Raw genomic sequence first — 18,384 nt, forward strand, 5'->3', positions numbered from 1 at the left:
CAGCAAGGATTCCTTGTGTATTTCCCCCTCCCCAAGGTCCCAATACTCTATACGCATATAAATCTACTTCAGGTGCTACCCCTTTCACAGCATAATCCACATTGTTTTTCTTTTGGGCTGCAATCGTCCCTGCGACATGTGACCCGTGGTTTGTGTAATACACATAGCCTGGTTCTTCCGGCTTGCCAGCATTTATCCAATCCTCGTAGGTCGTTTCCATTGGATCGGCATCATTATCTATAAAATCATATCCGCCTTTATAAGCTTCTTTTAAGTCAGGATGATTGTAGTCAATACCTGTATCAAGAACACCGACTTTTATTCCCTTACCGGTAATGTTCTCGGCATGCAGCTTGTCCACGCCAATTTGCGGAATACTGTCTGCCATTTTCGGCTCAATGGCTTCTTTCGTTTTTACCGGCGGTTCCACTTTTACCTCGTAATCTTTAAAAATACGTTTAACTACTCCAGATTGCAGCAAATCCTTAACTGCCACACCAGGCAGTGTCATCGCTACACCGTTGATGGCGTTTTTATACTCTCTTGTGATCTTTACATCTTCCACTTTGTAATTAGTCACGTTTTTCTGTGATTTCAATGATTGCACATGCTGTTTAAAATCTTTATGAGCTTTTTTCACTTTCTCATTCGCATCAGCAGAAGATAGTTTCTTTCCTTTCGCCGCTTGTTTCATCACTTCTATTTTGGCTGGCGCCTGTTCAAATTCCACAATGACTTTGACTAGTTCCGGACTATTCGCATTAATATCCGGAGAAATCGTAAAGTTTGGATTCGCATCCAATTGCTCTAACGCCTTTCTTTGTTCTGCAGACAGGCTCGCTAAGATCTCTTCCGCATTTTCCACTGGATTCAGCTCAAACGGGCTTTTCGCCAATACATTATACGGAGCGCCTTGAGATAATAACATGCCAACAGCTAGCGTTCCTGTAAGAATCTTACTGATTTTTTTCCTCTTCATACCGCATCCCCTTATCCTATATAATTGCTATTTTCTCTCTAAACATTTGTTCTTCATAAACAATTCATTTAAAGATGAATTCATAAATCTAGTAAACTAAGATTCAATATATCATCCCATATTTCTACTTTTCTGAAAATTAATCATAAGAAGTAATTTTTCATCTATTGGTTCTAGATCGATATATAACTAAAGAACTATTCCAGATCTGTTATTAAAGAAAAATAATAAGGGTACTGAACAGTTCTTTTAACCTTTTAAGTGATTATGATTTATGAAAATGGAACAAGTTGATTTCGAACGGCGTAAATGACTGCCTGTGAACGGCTTTTCACATTCAGCTTTTTGAAAATCTTATTGATGTGAATTTTGACGGTCTTATCACTGATAAATAAGGCTTCAGCGATTTCTTTGTTACTAAGACCATTGGCCAACTCAAACAGTATTTCTTTTTCACGCTTAGTCAGAATATTTTCGTTTAGCTCTGATTTCGTTTGCTGGTGATGATACGTTATCAGCTTTTTGGTCATGCGAGGATGAATAACCGAATCCCCTTGTGACACCATTCGAATCGCTGCTACCACTTGTTCGGATGACGAATCCTTCAATAAATAGCCATCTGCACCAGCCCGAAGTGCTTCCATTAAGTATTCATTATCTTCAAACATCGTCAATACAAGAACGCGGCAATTCGGATACTGACTTTTCACGAGGGACGTAACCTCAATGCCATTCTTTCCAGGGAGATTGATGTCCATCAAAATACAATCAGGTCGATACTCCTCTACTTTCTTCAACACCTCATCCCCGGACACGGCTTCTCCCACGACTCGGATATCTGATTCGAGATCCAATATACTCCGAATTCCATCACGCAAGACCGTATGATCATCTACTAATAATATTTGAATCATGATACTCCTCCCTTGTTTCAGAATCTGGAATGAACAATGTAATTTCTGTACCTTTTCCTGTGGAACTATCAATCTGAAGGGTAGCACCCAGCTGTTCAGCTTGTTCATTCATATGTAAAATGCCATAATGGGGCTCATGCTTTGTTTTAATCATGGATTCAAAAAGGGAAAAGCCAACCCCGTTGTCCTTCACTTTTAAAAGCACATGTTCACGTTGATAGCTTAGAAGAATGTCAACTTCGTCCGCTTTTGCATGTTTTACAATATTCTGCAAGCTTTCCTGTAAAGTATCGAAGATGGCCCGTTCTTTTGTAAAACTGAGTGTTCGAGAACGGCCCCTTTCATGATATTTAATCGCTAGATTATTTTCTTGTTTTATCGATTGAATTTTATTTGCAATCGCTTGTTTTAACCCTAGCCTTTGGGTAGGATATGGCTTTAAAGCATAGATAGAATAGCGAACTTCACCTAAACTCTTCCGTAATTTTTTTATACTTTTGTCTACCATTTTCTCCATGTTTCCTGATTGATCTGCGGACTGCCTCAGAGCTGATTCCAGCTGAAATATGACCCCGGCTAATACTTGTGCAATTCCATCGTGAATTTCCCGGGCAAGCCGATTTCTTTCTTCTAGAATCATTCGTTTTTCTTGTTCGGCGACGAGGGACCGTGTTTTCAGCAAGCTGCCCAATTGATTGGCAAACGTAGATAAGGACTGTATATCTTCGGTAATAAAACTCGCCCTCCTGCTTTTACCTGCAACAAACATCCCTACCAATTCATGATTTACTATAAGAGGTAGGTAGACAAGGGAACGTATGACATCTTCAAATACTTCATCTCCCGGGGCCATACCTGTTTTCCAATCAGTAACAACAAAGGTTTCAGATATTTCTTCAAAATTCGGATGGATATCTGAAGAACTTGAAATATTGGAATGTACTTTTCCATCCTTTAATAGAAGCTGCCAATCCCCCTCATCTTTTGCCCATAAAGCATACGCTTGTATTCCCAAGAATCCTTTAAGTGATTGTTTCATTTGATCTAAGTTTCCGGCAGACAGCCCGTGACTTAACTCCGTCGTAATGGTAAAAAGGGAATATAATCGTTCTTTTTCAATCCGTATTTGCCTCATGAAGGAGCTGATGGCGCAGATTGCTACAAGTGGGAAAAAGAAGAACAGAACGGTAATTCCATCCAACTCCCCTCGATATCGATGTTCTAAGATATACATAAGGGAGGCGTAACATAAACAAAAACTTGCGCTCAAAAATAAAAATATATTTTTCTTGTACCACTGTTCTAGTGGATATTGCTGAGGCAGAATCACCATTAAAAGATCATATAAAAGGGTGTTGAAAAGGCAAAAAAATACGGTAAATAAAAGCAAGCTTATTAACTCTTCATATAAAACTGGCAGGTTCATCTCCGTAATAAAAAAAGAAATACATTCGTTGGAAAACCATTCTGCCAAAGTGATACTAAAAGCAAATTGGGTGCAATTAAATAGTGTTCTTTGTATTGGTAAACGGCGAAGGGTATGTGTAAATACCATCACACATACACAAGCAACAACCGTTATATGTATACCAAACTCCCAATTCATTGGATAAATAAGCGTAAGACTGAGTGTAATACCTCCTCTTCCAATACGGATAGGAAAATACTCAATAATCCCCATAAACACAGCTAACAACAAAACGATTATGAATTCAGAAGGCATTTCACTTTTAAATATGGAATTGATAACAGCAATCATACCAAGAAAAGAAATAGAATAAAGATAAAAACTCGCTATTTGTTCCCTCCTAGTGATAGAATCTATCTTTTTCAAAAACGGCACCTTCCTTTATTTTCAAGAATCATTATCTTTCATTATCTAACAAAAAACCGGCACTGGCAAAATGGCAAAATACCCACTAGCCAATCACCGGCTGTGCCATTACCCTAAATGGGAAGACACAATACTAGTATACTATTAGATTCTTTATTTGCCTGCTCATCAAATGTTGTAAATGTCATGGTCTTTTGTTGTAGACTATATAGTACAAAAAGTGTAAGTAAACTAAACTTCATCCCCATGACCCAAAGTTTAAATCTCTTTATTCGACGGAGGATTCTTTTAGATGCAATCTCAAAGTATATCAAAGCATTTTCCCAGGTTTTACAACGTCTTATAAAAACAAAAGCTAAAATTATCTTTAACCGAGTTGCGATGGTATCAGGTTTATCTTAGGCGTTTCTCTATACCAATCTAGAAATACGAAACCGAATTGAAGAGGCATATGTATCAGTCCCATTTCAATGAATTGCCCAAGAAGTTTAGCCATAACTACCTTGATAGCAATCTATGAATTTGAATCTCCCAGCAAAACTGTGAAAGGTGCAATATTATTATAATAAAACTAAGAGGAGATTAATAAAAGAACTTTCAAAGGGTTCTTAATGGGTGTCTTGTTTTATTACTTGGGTTGAATGTTTCAGCTTGTGGGTTTGATCATGTTATAGGGAATGGAGAAGTTACTGGTCTTGATTTGAAGGAAGTAAAGTCATTTATAGCCGATAAAAAAACAGGCTTTTAAATTGTCTTAACGTATATTATCCGCGTTTTGTCGGCAGAACCCCTTTATGTTAAGGGCCAGATTGTTGATAAAAGATTGGATTGTGTTTTATTGATAAGTATAATATTAAGCTCGGTGAACCGTATCATAAGTAAATTAGGTTTTTATGTTGTAAAGAAAAGCAGAAATATACAAAGTCATTGAATTGGCTATGTATATTTCTGCTTAAATTAATTAAGAAATCATTATACTTTTTTACTGATTTTTTAAGAGTTTATCAAATTTCTTCATCTCAAATTCATGAACGGTTATTGAAAAATGACTGTTTCTTTTGTCACTTTCTATCACTGCCAGTTTGTATGAAAGACTCCTGCTAAATCACGTCGTTCATAGGTATGTGCACCAAAATAATCACGTTGTGCTTGCAAAAGGTTTGCATTTGAGATGCCTGTTCTATAACTATCGTAATAAGTAAGTGAAGCACTTAAACATGGAAACGATATACCAGAATTTATTCCTTCACAGACAACCTTTCGCAATCCTACCTGGTAATCTGTAACCTTTTCAGCAAAATATGGTGAGATTAATAAATTAGCCAGATTCGGCTGCTCTTGATAGGCTTCGCTAATGACGTTTAAAAATTCTGCACGAATGATACAACCTCCGCGGAAAATCAGTGCAATATCCTTTAAAGGCAAATCCCAACCGTAAAGTTCAGAAGTCATTTTATATTGAGTAAAACCTTGCGCGTACGCACAAACTTTTCCCATATATAATGCTTGTCTAATATAGTCAATCCACTCATTTTCATCTAATTTTTGCTGAACGTTCTCAGGGCCTGTTAGAATATTTTCTGCGTTAACCCGTTCCTCTTTTAGAGCGGAAATGTAACGTGCAAACAAAGACTCTGTAATAATCGATGCTGGTATTCCGTTATTAATAGCTTGCATGCTGGTCCATTTACCCGTGCCTTTTTGTCCTGCCTTATCAAGAATCACATCGATCAAGGGTAAACCCGTTACTTCATCTTTTTTCCTTAAAATTTCGGCTGTGATTTCGATTAAATAACTTTTCAGTTCGCCTTGATTCCATGTTTCAAAGATTTCAGCAATTTCATTAACTTCTAAATGCAACTTTTCTCTTAAAAACGTATAGGCTTCGGCGATTAATTGCATATCTGCATACTCAATTCCGTTATGTACCATTTTTACAAAATGACCTGCTCCTTTTGGACCGATATAGGTACAGCAAGGGTCATCATTTACTTGGGCTGCGATTTTTGTCAGAATCGGAGCTACTTTTTCATAGGCTTCTTTATCTCCACCTGGCATGATTGAAGGCCCTTTTAACGCCCCGACTTCTCCACCAGAAATACCAATTCCTAAATAACTGATTCCTTTAGATTTCAATTCATCATATCTGCGTTCAGTATCTTCGTAATGGGAGTTACCGCCGTCCATGATAATATCGCCTGATTCAAGATGAGAAAGTAATGAATTGATCACCGAGTCGATCGGCTTACCCGCCGTCACCATTAGAAAAATCTTTCTTGGAGTTTCTAGTGACTGAACAAAGTCCTGGATTTCGTAATACGGATGGAGCAACTGACTGTCCAATTTAGCAACAAGCTGATCCGTTAAATCTCTTGTGTAGTTATAGACAGCTACTTGTTCCCCTTTACTAGCCATATTTAAAGCTATATTACTGCCCATTACCCCTAAACCAATGACACCAATTGTATTAAACATTTATTTATGCTCCTTTTATGTAAAAATAATAGGCAGTAAATCCCTACCATAAGTGGGGGATTTACTGCCGGGGAAGGCCTATACAAATAAGCTTAGTAATAGAATAAATCCTAATCCAGCTACTGAAATAATCGTCTCAAGCAAGGTCCACGTTGCAAATGTTTCTTTCATGCTTAAACCAAAATACTCTTTAAACATCCAGAAACCAGCATCGTTAACGTGTGAAGCGATTAAACTTCCCGCTCCTGTAGCAAGTACTACTAGAGCAAGGTTAACGTCCGTCTGACCTAACATCGGAATTACTAAACCAGCTGTCGTTAAGGCAGCAACGGTAGCAGATCCTAAGGAAATACGTAGGATTGCCGCGATGATCCAGGCAAGCAGAATTGGTGATAATGATGTTCCTTTGAATAATTCAGCTACATAGTCACCTACACCGCCGTCGATCAATACTTGCTTGAAGGCTCCGCCGCCCCCTATGATTAAGAGCATCATTCCGATATGTAAGATTGCTGAGGTACACGATTCCATAATATCTTTCATTGGAATCTTTCTTGCTAATCCCATTGAATAAACCGCAAATAATAAGGAAAGCAACATGGAAGTACCGGCTTCGCCAATAAAACGGACAGCTGCTAGTAAACCATTGTCTTCAAAGCCCATTGTTTTTTGCATCAAAGTAATAATTGTAGCAATTGACATTAAAATAACGGGCAGTAAAGCGGTAAATACACTGATCCCAAATCCAGGTGTGTCTTCAAGTTTAAATGATTTTTGTTCTCCTAAAGAGGCAATGCTGCCTGTTTTCGTAAATGATGCAGGTACGAGCTTTTTAGCTATCTTCGTGAATACTGGTCCAGCTAAAATAACGGTTGGAACCGCAATAATGAAGCCGTAAAGTAAAACCTGACCAATGTCTGCACCATATTCACCAGCGATAACGGTTGGTCCTGGGTGCGGCGGTAAGAAACCGTGTGTTACGGATAATGCTGCAACCATTGGAATACCAAGATACAATATCGAAACTTTTAATTCTCTTGAAATCGCAAATACGATTGGAATTAATAATACTAATCCCACTTCAAAAAATAATGCGACACCGATAATAAATGATGCTGCTACGACTGCCCATTGAATATTCTTTTCACCGAATTTTTTAACAAGGGTCATGGCAATGCGTTGCGCCCCGCCTGAATCTGCGATTAACTTACCCAACATCGCTCCAAGTCCAAAGATTAACGCTAAGTGACCAAGTGTTCCGCCTAATCCAGCTTCAATGGTTTTGACAATTCCCTCAAGTGGCATCCCAAGTGCTAAAGCTACTCCAAACGATACAATGATTAAGGAAATAAAGGTGTTTAATTTTAAGCCCATTATTAAAATTAATAAAGCGACAATTCCTAAAGCGACAATAACTAATGGCATTGTAATTCCTCCATGTCTTTACTTTGTAGCATTTATTAAGTTTCTTTGATAATTCGCAATCTGTGTATATTCGTTTTCCAATACCCTTGATAGGTTAATAAAAATCGGCAGTAGTTGCCTATATTCTTTTACAGAATCATCTTTCGGTGTGTGCTTGTGGGTATTGCCTATCATTTCAGAAACTACTTCGAAGGAATCAATTTCCCCGGTGGCATATAATCCTAATATACAAGCACCCAGGCACGAACTTTCGTAGCTTTCTGGAACCACGACTTCTGATTCGAAGATATCGGACATCATTTGCCGCCAAACAGACGACCTTGCGAAGCCTCCCGTAGCTTGAATTCGGGTCACGGGACCGTCCATACATTCGGTTAAAGCTAAAAATACTGTATATAAATTGTAAATGACTCCTTCTAGAGCCGCTCGAATCATATGTTCTTTCTTATGCGAGAGTGTTAATCCGAAAAATGAACCCCGTACGTCTGGATTCCATAATGGTGCACGTTCACCTGCAAGATATGGATGGAATAACAATCCATCAGCGCCTGGTCTTACACGTTCGGCAATCTTGGTTAAGACTTCATAAGCGTCGATTCCAAGTCTTTTAGCTGTTTCTACCTCGGAAGAAGCAAATTCATCGCGAATCCAGCGAAGGACCATCCCGCCATTATTTACCGGCCCTCCAATCACCCAATGCTTTTCCGTTAAGGCATAGCAAAAGATTCTTCCTTTTTCATCTGTTTTCGGCTCGTCAATAATCGTTCGAATCGCACCGCTTGTCCCAATCGTGACAGCGATTTCACCTTTCCGGATAGCGTTTACACCTAGATTTGAAAGGACACCATCACTTGCCCCAATAACAAAAGAGGTTTGTGAATCAATCCCGATCTGTTTGGCTAAATCCGGGTCACAGTTGTTAAAGATCTTTGTTGTTGGTACGAGTTCAGATAATTGATCACGCGTTATTCCAGCAATTCTTAGGGATTCCTCATCCCAATCCAAGTTTTTGAGATTCATCATGCCCATGGATGAAGCAAGGGAATAATCGACAACATATTGATCAAAAAACTTTTTAAAGATGTATTCTTTAATCCCGATATACTTTTTAACATTGGTTGCGATCTCTGGGCACTCATTCACAATCCAGGCGATTTTGGATAATGGTGACATCGGGTGAATCGGTGTTCCGGTTCGTTTGTAAACTTCATGCCCATCTAATTCATCTTTTATTTTATGAGCCCAAGCTTCACTGCGATTATCTGCCCAAGTGATACAAGGGGTTAGCGGCTGGTCATTTTCATCCATAGCTATAACACTATGCATCGCACTGCTAAATGAAATAAATGATATCTTTTTATCTGAATGCTGTTTCGTAATATTTGAAAAGGCTTTCAAAACGGCCTGGAAAATCTCTTCAGGGTCTTGTTCCGCTGTTGTCATATCCGGTGTGTAAAGAGGATAACCAATATTCTCTTGCTGAATGACATCGCCTTTTTTCGTAAATAATACAGCTTTTGTACTTGTTGTACCGATGTCTACACCTAACATATAGCTAGTCATTTTCTTGTTCGACTCCTTTTGAAAGCATCTGTTGGGCCATCCATAAGTCTTCAACTTTCTCTTGAACATCATCAAAGTTTTCATGTAACGACTTAATCATGAGGTCTCGATCTTTTGTTCTAATCGCATCAATATAAAGTTGATGATTATTTATGATCCGTGTAAAGTCTTCATACTTTTCTTTAAAACGACTGCGCATGGATAGAAGAATCAAACTTTCCATCACAGGTTTTAAATTATCCCAGATCATCAGGATATAGGAATGATTGATCGACCGAATAATTGTTTCGTGGAATAGGACATCCTGATTGGAAAACTCATCAGCATCTCGGTATTTTATGGAAATCTTCATCATTTCTAGTATTTTACTAAGTTCCATTACTAATTCATTCGTGTCCATCCTTACTAGCCGTTCAAATACAAACGTCTCGATGAGTAAACGTACATCATAAATTTCTGCATATTCTTTTTCTGTTAAACCAATGACAACCGCACCCATTCTTTCTAATCGGATGATATTTTCAGAGGCTAGTATTTTTAACGCTTCACGAATGGGTGAGCGGCTTACACCGAAATCAGCAGCTAATTTATTTTCAGATAGGATGGCACCGCTTTCAATCATCCCCGAAATAATACGCATTCTAAGCTCGGATGTTACACGATCACCAGCTGAAGCTTTTGAAAGCCATTTTACAGGATAAAGAAATTCCTTTGATTCGACCATAAATTCACCTTCTAATAGAGTTCAAGTACACTTGTATACAAGTATTATAATCAAAATAATGAATAATGCAAGCGCTCTTTTATTGAATTTAACTAGATTCTCGTTAAGATAAGTCAAACTTTGTTGGGTGTTTTTAAAGGTTCTGGTGCAAAAATAATGAATTAGAAACATAGAATGGTAATATCCTGTTAACTTTGGGATTAAGCAGCTACTCCGAACAACTTATGAATGAATTCAACCTCATTTTGGGCAGACTTTGCCTGTTGTTGAGGTTGATTTTTTTTAACCATATGCATAGGTTCGATACCACTCAAAATATTCCGCTTGATTGTGTTAACAAATTGTTAGCGTGTCTTTCCTTACAAACATTCTTCATTTTTCCTTTCGAACTTACCAAATAAAGTTTCCATATGAACTTTATGCGAATGCCAATGAAAAATTAGAATCCATTTTCTACTAACCATTTCATAATGCTTTCTTCTCTTTTCTTAATATCGTCATGCTGGTTATCGTATTTACTCATTTTCTTCTGTGCAACAAGATTTCCATCTACCATAAACAATATTCTTTCGGTTTTTGCTGCCACCTTTGCATCATGCGTCACGAGCATGATGGTTGTCCCTTCATTATTAATCTCTGCCAGAATAGACATTATGTCTGCTGACGATTTGGAATCTAATGCTCCGGTCGGTTCGTCTCCAAAAATGATATCCGGATCATTTATCAATGCTCTGCAGATGGCGACTCTCTGCAGCTGGCCTCCAGAGCCTTGAGTGATCGTATTATCTGCAAGCTTTTCAATTCCTGTCATTTCCATCAGTTTTTTTGCTTTTTGATACACCGCATTTTTATCCGCATCTTTTGATACAAGAGCAGGAAACATAACATTGTCAATCAATGACAGATTTTTTAATAGATTAATATCCTGAAAGATAAATCCCATGTGATTCAGTCGAATCTTCGCCAGTTCTTCTTCTTTTAGTGTGCCAATTTCACAGTCTTTAAATTTCACACTGCCGGAAGTAATTCTATCCATACCGCTTACATTATACAGAAGTGTTGATTTCCCGCTTCCGGATGGCCCCATGACCGATACGAATTCACCTTCTTCTATATCCAGGTTTACATCCTTTAAGATATGAAGCTCATTATCTTTTCCTAATTCTACTTTTTTGTTCATACTTATTGCTTCTAATATATTGCTCATCTATATTCCTCCAATGCCAAATATTAAAATCAAATTCTATTTCCACAGAGGCGCCCCGGAATGCTTTTTTTCAGGAATCTGCATTCTTATCTGCATAGGGGTCTTCACACAGGAGACTTCTTCTGCCTTAGCAGATACACTTCCTGCCCGAACCTTTTTTCAGTACTTCTAACTTCTTAAAACGACAGATAAATCATCTTTTACGGCTACCTTACAGGACACAAATATCGTAAAGCCGACTACTACAATCAGCACTAACGGACATAACAGCCAAGTCTGCCATACAACATGAACAAATTCAATTTTTGCAGCTCCCATAGTGGACATTGCCATACTTACAAGTAACTCCCCTAAATAATTAGAAGCCAGCACTCCAACTATGATTCCCAATATTAGTACCATCATAGTTCCTGCCATATATTGATGTTTAATATTTTTAGAAGTTAATCCCATACTTCGCATGATTGCAATCTGAGACATATCCTTTGATAATAGCATCCGAAGGAATAGTGCCGTGATCAATACAGCTATGATTACTGCAATGGCGAATGCGCCTATCACAACTGTGCTCATCTGATCAATGATATTTCCAAGAGTCTGCCGTGTATATTCTTTGATATCATTGACCTGCGCAGAATCATAGGCATTCTGGTAGTAGTCCATTTTCTCACGAATATCAACGCCTTGAGCCACATCCATGTACACAATATACCAAAGAACGGCCTCATCATTTACTCCAAGACTGGTATGCGCCTTTGCTGTTTTCCCGCCATTTGTAATATCTTGATAAATACCAGTTACTTTCAAATTCTTTTCTTCCCCGCCAACGTTTACTGCTACTTCATCTCCTACGTTCTTGTTTAAACCGTCTTTTGACGCATTGGCAAAGGAAAGTGATATTTCTCCTTCACCCTCCGGTGCTCTTCCTTCCAGATAATTTAATGGAAATATGGAAAAATCTCCGGTTTCAATATTCATATAGTCCCAGGAATCTTCCGCATTTTTGACCTGGTAGGAACTTGTGATGTAGGAAGCATACTTTTCAATATCCAAATCATTTTTCAGCTCTTCCTGCAGCTTTTTAAAATCTTCTGTAATACTATCGGTCCTTCGAAGATCGATTCTCATATCGGACTTTCCTATTCCCATGTATGTAGAAAATTCCGGTGAATTCATGGTGTTATAAATATTTATAGGAAGTATTACAATAAACGTACATACGATAAAAATAAAGAACAGTAGCCTGTATAATTTGAATCGTTTCCATACATCCCTAAGTCCCATATAAATATTGGTGCTGAAGAATTTGTTCTTAAGCAGTGGAAAACTGTATTTTTGGTTCTTTCCACGCTCCATAGAATCTTTCCGTAAGGCTACTACCGCAGAAATCTTATCGATTCTTTTCAGTACTTTCTTGCAATACATCACAATCATGAAATATACCAATAATGGAGCTATAAGAGATAGTACATATTTTAAGTTTCCTGATAAATCCGAAGATATGTAAAGTCTCATATTACCGTTAAACAGATTTACCACGGCAAAGGAAAGCAGATAGCCTATTATACCGGCTACTACTGACATGACTCTGTATTTGTTAAGATATACCTTCTTTATATCTTTTTTTGATATTCCTATTGCTTTCATCACACCGATTTCTCTTAAATCTTCATCAATGGTTGCCAGAAGCGTAAGTCTGATACAGAGCGAAGCTATAATAATCAGCAGAACACTAATAAGTATAATGACCATTGCAACTGCCGCATCTGACATGGCATTAAACATCAGAAATATCTTTCCTCCGACTGTAGGACCGTTTGCTGGAAGACCTCCTTCGATATATGCAGTCTGAAGTCCTTGAGAATCCCCGTTTTCATGCAGTTTGAATTCAATCAGATATTCCAGTTCCCCGGCCTGCTTTAAAAGCATTTCATTATAGTCTGCCTGATTAATAACAAACCGTTTCGAAGAAGTAAGGGAAGAGTTCATCTCATAATCTCTTGCATAATCTGAAATGACAAACTCATTCTCATACTCTCCGCTTTTCACCGTTATCGTATCACCTATTTTTAAGTCATATTGTTGCATGAAATAGATGGGAACCGCCACTTCCCCTTTCGTTACATCCAGCTTTTTATTATCCAGATCCATTATAAAATCGAATTTTTTATTCTGTACAACAAATGAAATATCCTGTACAGTTCCAGCCATCGTTTGATTATTGCCGAAATGAATATTACTTCCATCCAAAGTCAGAAGATCCATCGTCTCCTGCATCGCTATATTCTCACGCTGTTCTTCTGTAAATTTATCGATTTCTGCCTGATCAAATTCTCCGGAATGCATCTGCGTAATGTCAGCTGGTACTGCACGTTCCTGCAGGTCCGACATCGACTGAATCAGATTGGCAATGTTATTTATTGCACTGGCTCCCAAAAGAACTGCCATAGCGATAAATACAAATACTGAAATTGTTACAATTTTCTGCCTGACAAAATCATTCTTTACCATCTTTAAAAACAATATTTTTCCTCCTTCTACATAGATAATTTTTTTCTATTTTATCCTTGTCTCTATCAATCTTGCTCATTTCTTCAAGGTGATATTTTCCATATACTTTTGAATTAATAATGCTCTTAATGAATCTTTTTTAATTTCTATAACTTTTTCATTTCCAGAACAAGCACTAAGCATGGATGTTGAAAATCTTAATCAATAACCTTTGAAAAACTATACATGCTGATTTCTTAGTAGACTTGACCTGAATGATTATTGAGAGTACAAAGTAATCATACAAAATGGTATTTATTAGGCAAACCAACTTAAGCCTAATTATTTACTAAGCCCGCAGCCCTATTTTAGTAAGTTGACTATTGGAGTTAATTAGAAGAAATTAATCGAAATGGAGGGAAGGAAGTGGAAAAAGTAACAATTGCTTCAACTGCAACGGACAATCACAAAGAGTTAATCGATGAACTAATGCGTACATATGGTCAAGATTTAGGAATTTAATTCAAACATATGGATATACAATGGGTCTAGTAATCTTTATCTATCTTTCTAGCTCGAATTTGGATGATTTCACTTTCAATAAAAGATCCATTCGGAAAATTACTTATCATTTGAGGCGTATTACTTTTTGCTACTCAATTTCTATATAGTTTAATAACCTCTTCACCTACCACAACCTTTCGGAGCTGTATATCTTCGAATATCGGTATCAATAAATTGATTAATTCTCCCCTTCTAATCCCAGTTCCCAAAATAAGCACAATCATAATATAATCTCTGTAAGCAAAATACTGCTTTTCTCGTCTTCGGATTCGTCTGTAAAAATTCAACATTTGTTTTATCTGTTCGTCAGTGAAACCATCAATTTTCACATCTTCCTTTTGGCGTCGGACTTTTAGTGCCGGATTCTTTTTGACTACCTCGCATTCCACCATGTAGTTGAAAAGTGCTCTGATTCTCATGAGTTTGGTGTTGATGGTGCCAGCTTAATTTCCCTTTTCTTGGCATTCCAGCAGATACTGCTTGATATGGCTGTAATTAACATCTTCCACATTTAATACTTCATGCTCAGTACAATAATTGATGAACTCACCTAGAAGCATTTGATAATTGCGTATGTTTACCTTAGTTGTATTTTTAAAGCGTCTGTCGTCTAAAAAATCTTGAAATGCAAATTTTAACACCAAAAAAACCACCCCACAGAAAATTCTGTGAAGTGGCTATTGGTTCTGTAAAAAGTTATCTCCATAACAACTTCTCACAAGAGTGAAAAATTATGCTTTTAATCATTCATTTTTGGAAGGGTTAATGTGGCTTAAACCTACATTCCCATGCCCATACCCATGCCGCCCATGTCAGGCATTGCAGGAGCACCAGCTGGTTCTGGTTTTTCAGCAACAACTACTTCAGTAGTTAGGAACAATTACAGCTACGGATGCAGCGTTTTGTAATGCAGAACGTGTTACTTTCGTTGGGTCAACGATTCCTGCTTCAACCATGTTTACCCATTCGTTTGTTGCTGCATTGTATCCAACGCCAACTTTTTCACCTTTTATCGGGAAGTGACATTCCCCCTACACCCGAACCTGCCTTAACTTCTCCTCCGACAGTCCATTTGCAAAAGTATGACCAATTCTCACTCCTGCGCCAAAGTGGAGAGCTCTTGGTTTTACTTCTTGATGAAATTCCTCTAATTCATTAACACGCAGACCATTCCCTGGCATGATCGTTAGATGAGTATTTTTTGTTCGATCATTAAGTGCCACTAAATTAGATACGAATTCAGTTGCTATTCCGTTTCCTCCGGCTGTTAATATTGTCGTAATTTGTTCGTATTTTAAAATGGTGGTAAGTGCAACTTGTTGATCTTGCACAAAATCAAAAGCACGATGGAAAGTAACTTCCAACCCATTCGCTTCTTCAAGTAATATCTTTAGCGCCGCTTCATCAATTGTGCCTTCTTTCGTTAAGGGTCCTATTACAATACCATTTGCCCCTAATTTTTTTATCATCCGAATATCTTCATTCATCACTTTTAGGTCATTTTCATCGTAAACAAATGAATCACTATGTGGTCGAACCATAACATTAATAGGAATGTCCACCAATTCAACCGCTGACTTGATTAAACCATAACTCGGCGTCAGGCCTGACTCGGACATACTTTGACAAAGCTCCACCCGATTGGCACCGTATAATTCTGCTTCTTTCACATCATTCAAACGTGTCCCAATTACCTCAATAATCATTTCACAGCCTCCTGATAGACTGCCTTCCTTATTAAATAAGCAGCCCCGATTATTCCAGCATTATTACCTAAACTGGTAAATTCTATTTTCGTATTTTCACCAATCCACTCAAAAGAGTGTTTCCAGAAAGAGGCCCTGATCCGTTTTAAGAAAGCATCACCGGCCTTTGACAGACCTCCACCAATTAAGATCTTGGCAGGGTTCACAATTGTCGCTACATTAGCCAAAACAAATCCTAAATCATCATTCAATTGATTGATGATCTGTATACTGTGTGCATCCCTATCTTTGGCTAAATCAAAAACATCTTTTGCTGTTAAACGACCGTCTTTCTTATAGAGCATTGCCAGTCTGCTGGTTGGTTCCTGGTTCACAACTTTCATTGCTTCCCGCACGATTCCCGTTGCGGATGCGATGGTTTCCAAACACCCTCTTCTATCACAATTACACAGGTGTCCATTGGGGTTCACTACAAAGTGACCAATTTCTCCAGCTAGACCTTTATGACCACGCAGGATTTTTCCATCAGTAATAATTCCGCTTCCTACCCCTGTTCCCAATGTTACAACAATCATATCATCATTTTTCTCTGTATCTCTCCAGTATTCCCCAAGTGCGGCAGTATTCGCATCATTTTCTACATGAATAGGGAGATCTGTTTTCTCTTTGAGGTATTTTTTTAATTCATAGTTTTTCCAACCTATATTAACAGCCTCTAAAACTTTCCCTTGTGTTTCATCAACAACCCCCGGAACGCCAATTCCTATACCAAGAAACGAATGTTCAAGCTCGGAGGCTGTTAATTTATTTTGAATCGATGTCCATATCTCATGTACAATATGTTTTCCCTGATCTTGTTTATTTGTATCGATTTCCCATTTAGATAATATTTCTCCATTTAAATTTATGATTCCGATTTTGATATAAGTTCCACCAATGTCAATTCCAATTATTTTTTGCTCCATGCTGTTCATCCTTTAGAATATAATAGTCAGTTAGCTGGTAAAACAGGAAGCTGCCACAAAGTCCAGTCAAAAGTTCTTGTATATCAAATTAAAATATGTAAATGATCATCAATTTTCAGTTTAATCATGATTTCAGGCTAAAAAATAACTCCAGATTTGATGATGGCTGAAGTTATTTTTCTGCTATTTGAGTTTTATCTTTTTAAACCGATTTCTATCACAGGAACTACATGGTCTGGCTTTATGACAGGCAACTCCAAAACGACCTCATTTTCGGCAATTACTGGTCGGTCATGATGAAGTAAATCTTCCGGATCAAAACGTTTTACCGGAACCTCTGAATAGTCATGCAGAAAACGTGCATAGTTAATTTCATAAGGGAAATCTTTTAAATGGATCGTTCTAAATGGCCATGAGAATAAATGAATAAACAGTCGGTCCTTTTTTTTCGTCAAACGACAGTCTTGAGGTGGATCCAATTTGGATGGACCGGCACCATAAATGGACTGTTTGTGATAGGTCATCCATTCCCCAATCTCTTGAAGAACTTTGGTAGATGCCTCATCAAAATTTCCTCTTGCAGTCGGGCCAAAATTCATCAGCAAATTGCCATCTTTTGAAACAGTATCAATCAGTAATTTGATAATCATTTCCGCTGATTTCCTGTTTAAATTATTTGGGTTGTATGTCCAACGATCGTTAAGTGTTTGACAAGCTTCCCATACACGTTTTTTATTTTCGGATGTTGTTAAAATTCCTGTCGGCTGATATTGCTCTGGCGTATACACACCACGATTCAATCCGAGACGGTTATTGATCATAATTTGGGGTTGATGTTTCAGGATTAATTTTTCAATTTCTTCTGCACGCCAGTCCTCTGCCCCTTTCCCTTTTGACCAGCCCCAGTCTCGGTCACCATATGAGAAGTCAAACCAAAAGTAATCAATTTTACCATATTTGGTTACAAGCTCTTCCACCTGGTTATACAAATATTTTTGATAAATCTTCATATCTCTTTTTTCTTGTTTTACGGCTTCATCTTCCCTAGCAGGATGCAACCCGTCAATAGTAAAATGTTCATGGTGCCAATCAATGACGGAATGGTAGAATCCTATTTTCATCTCTTCTTCCCGGCATGCTTCCACGAATTCCTTTAATACGTCTTTTCCGTAAGGTGTGTTTGTAATTTTGTAATCTGTATAGKCACTGTCCCATAAGGCAAACCCTTCGTGGTGTTTCGTTGTTAAAACAATATATTTCATGCCACTTTGCTTAGCATGTTGAACCCATTTCTTTGGATCAAAAAGGTCAGCCTCAAATTGTTCCAAGTATCGTTCATATTCTTCTTTCGAAATTTTCTCTTGCGTCATAATCCACTCATCTTTGGCACGTAAAGAATACAGGCCCCAATGAATAAACATACCGAACCGATCATGTATAAACCAGGACGGATCACCATAATGTTCTGGCCAATCCAACTGCATTATTATCCCTCCATAAAAAACCTTCATTTTATAATTGTTTTTCTTAGGCAACCT

General features: G+C 37.8%; 14 protein-coding genes and 2 pseudogenes. All 16 read right to left on the minus strand.

All coding sequences use genetic code 11. From position 1 onward, the window contains the following. The coding region (locus AC1DUW_RS01065) for a S8 family serine peptidase (RefSeq protein WP_477641826.1) at nucleotides 1-979 on the minus strand (979 nt) is incomplete at its 3' end. Nucleotides 980-1,251: 272 nt separating this feature from the next. Beyond that, complete coding sequence (locus AC1DUW_RS01070; protein ID WP_477641827.1) at nucleotides 1,252-1,893, minus strand: response regulator; 642 nt, start codon at nucleotides 1,891-1,893, stop codon at nucleotides 1,252-1,254. Next, nucleotides 1,868-3,727, minus strand: a complete 1,860-nt coding sequence (locus AC1DUW_RS01075) for a GAF domain-containing sensor histidine kinase (protein WP_477641828.1) — start codon at nucleotides 3,725-3,727, stop codon at nucleotides 1,868-1,870. The genes AC1DUW_RS01070 and AC1DUW_RS01075 overlap by 26 nt, the downstream gene beginning before the upstream one ends. 1,071 nt (nucleotides 3,728-4,798) lie before the next feature. Then, nucleotides 4,799-6,202, minus strand: coding sequence for a decarboxylating NADP(+)-dependent phosphogluconate dehydrogenase (gnd, locus tag AC1DUW_RS01080; RefSeq protein WP_477641829.1), 1,404 nt, complete (start codon nucleotides 6,200-6,202; stop codon nucleotides 4,799-4,801). Between the two features lie 78 nt (nucleotides 6,203-6,280). Continuing rightward, nucleotides 6,281-7,627, minus strand: a complete 1,347-nt coding sequence (locus AC1DUW_RS01085; protein ID WP_053348937.1) for a GntP family permease — start codon at nucleotides 7,625-7,627, stop codon at nucleotides 6,281-6,283. Between the two features lie 18 nt (nucleotides 7,628-7,645). Further along, entirely contained in the window at nucleotides 7,646-9,190 is a 1,545-nt protein-coding gene (gntK, locus tag AC1DUW_RS01090) for a gluconokinase (protein ID WP_053348938.1), read from the minus strand. Then, nucleotides 9,183-9,914, minus strand: coding sequence for a GntR family transcriptional regulator (locus tag AC1DUW_RS01095; protein WP_053348939.1), 732 nt, complete (start codon nucleotides 9,912-9,914; stop codon nucleotides 9,183-9,185). Before AC1DUW_RS01095 ends, gntK begins: the two co-directional genes overlap by 8 nt. A gap of 200 nt (nucleotides 9,915-10,114) precedes the next feature. Next, nucleotides 10,115-10,231, minus strand: a pseudogene (locus AC1DUW_RS01100) (IS6 family transposase); the annotation flags it as partial. A gap of 122 nt (nucleotides 10,232-10,353) precedes the next feature. Next, entirely contained in the window at nucleotides 10,354-11,121 is a 768-nt protein-coding gene (locus AC1DUW_RS01105) for an ABC transporter ATP-binding protein (RefSeq protein ID WP_057216575.1), read from the minus strand. Between the two features lie 168 nt (nucleotides 11,122-11,289). Further along, on the minus strand, nucleotides 11,290-13,644 hold the full coding sequence (locus AC1DUW_RS01110; RefSeq protein WP_053348941.1) for an ABC transporter permease: 2,355 nt from the start codon (nucleotides 13,642-13,644) through the stop codon (nucleotides 11,290-11,292). A 623-nt stretch (nucleotides 13,645-14,267) separates the two neighbouring features. Further along, nucleotides 14,268-14,594: a site-specific integrase gene (locus AC1DUW_RS01115; protein ID WP_053348942.1), complete on the minus strand. Its 327-nt coding sequence runs from the start codon at nucleotides 14,592-14,594 to the stop codon at nucleotides 14,268-14,270. A 24-nt stretch (nucleotides 14,595-14,618) separates the two neighbouring features. After that, a complete protein-coding gene (locus AC1DUW_RS01120; protein ID WP_236695052.1) occupies nucleotides 14,619-14,816 on the minus strand; it encodes a site-specific integrase in 198 nt (65 codons plus the stop codon). Between the two features lie 137 nt (nucleotides 14,817-14,953). Beyond that, nucleotides 14,954-15,188: pseudogene (locus AC1DUW_RS01125) on the minus strand (TCP-1/cpn60 chaperonin family protein); the annotation flags it as partial. Between the two features lie 18 nt (nucleotides 15,189-15,206). Next, nucleotides 15,207-15,881, minus strand: a complete 675-nt coding sequence (locus tag AC1DUW_RS01130; RefSeq protein ID WP_053348944.1) for a copper homeostasis protein CutC — start codon at nucleotides 15,879-15,881, stop codon at nucleotides 15,207-15,209. Next, nucleotides 15,878-16,846, minus strand: coding sequence for an ROK family glucokinase (locus AC1DUW_RS01135; protein WP_053348945.1), 969 nt, complete (start codon nucleotides 16,844-16,846; stop codon nucleotides 15,878-15,880). Before AC1DUW_RS01135 ends, AC1DUW_RS01130 begins: the two co-directional genes overlap by 4 nt. Before the next feature lie 194 nt (nucleotides 16,847-17,040). Beyond that, nucleotides 17,041-18,330, minus strand: a complete 1,290-nt coding sequence (locus AC1DUW_RS01140; protein ID WP_477641830.1) for an alpha-L-fucosidase — start codon at nucleotides 18,328-18,330, stop codon at nucleotides 17,041-17,043. Nucleotides 18,331-18,384 lie beyond the last annotated feature (54 nt).

The organism is Peribacillus sp. P4_C12, from assembly GCF_056402095.1.

What these genes read in the sequence shown, in the direction of transcription:
- gntK (WP_053348938.1), bottom strand. Translation starts at nt 9,190, where the DNA reads ATGACTAGCTATATGTTAGGTGTAGACATCGGTACAACAAGTACAAAA.
- gnd (WP_477641829.1), bottom strand. Translation starts at nt 6,202, where the DNA reads ATGTTTAATACAATTGGTGTCATTGGTTTAGGGGTAATGGGCAGTAAT.
- AC1DUW_RS01105 (WP_057216575.1), bottom strand. Translation starts at nt 11,121, where the DNA reads ATGAGCAATATATTAGAAGCAATAAGTATGAACAAAAAAGTAGAATTA.
- AC1DUW_RS01085 (WP_053348937.1), bottom strand. Translation starts at nt 7,627, where the DNA reads ATGCCATTAGTTATTGTCGCTTTAGGAATTGTCGCTTTATTAATTTTA.
- AC1DUW_RS01115 (WP_053348942.1), bottom strand. Translation starts at nt 14,594, where the DNA reads ATGAGAATCAGAGCACTTTTCAACTACATGGTGGAATGCGAGGTAGTC.
- AC1DUW_RS01130 (WP_053348944.1), bottom strand. Translation starts at nt 15,881, where the DNA reads ATGATTATTGAGGTAATTGGGACACGTTTGAATGATGTGAAAGAAGCA.
- AC1DUW_RS01095 (WP_053348939.1), bottom strand. Translation starts at nt 9,914, where the DNA reads ATGGTCGAATCAAAGGAATTTCTTTATCCTGTAAAATGGCTTTCAAAA.
- AC1DUW_RS01070 (WP_477641827.1), bottom strand. Translation starts at nt 1,893, where the DNA reads ATGATTCAAATATTATTAGTAGATGATCATACGGTCTTGCGTGATGGA.
- AC1DUW_RS01135 (WP_053348945.1), bottom strand. Translation starts at nt 16,846, where the DNA reads ATGGAGCAAAAAATAATTGGAATTGACATTGGTGGAACTTATATCAAA.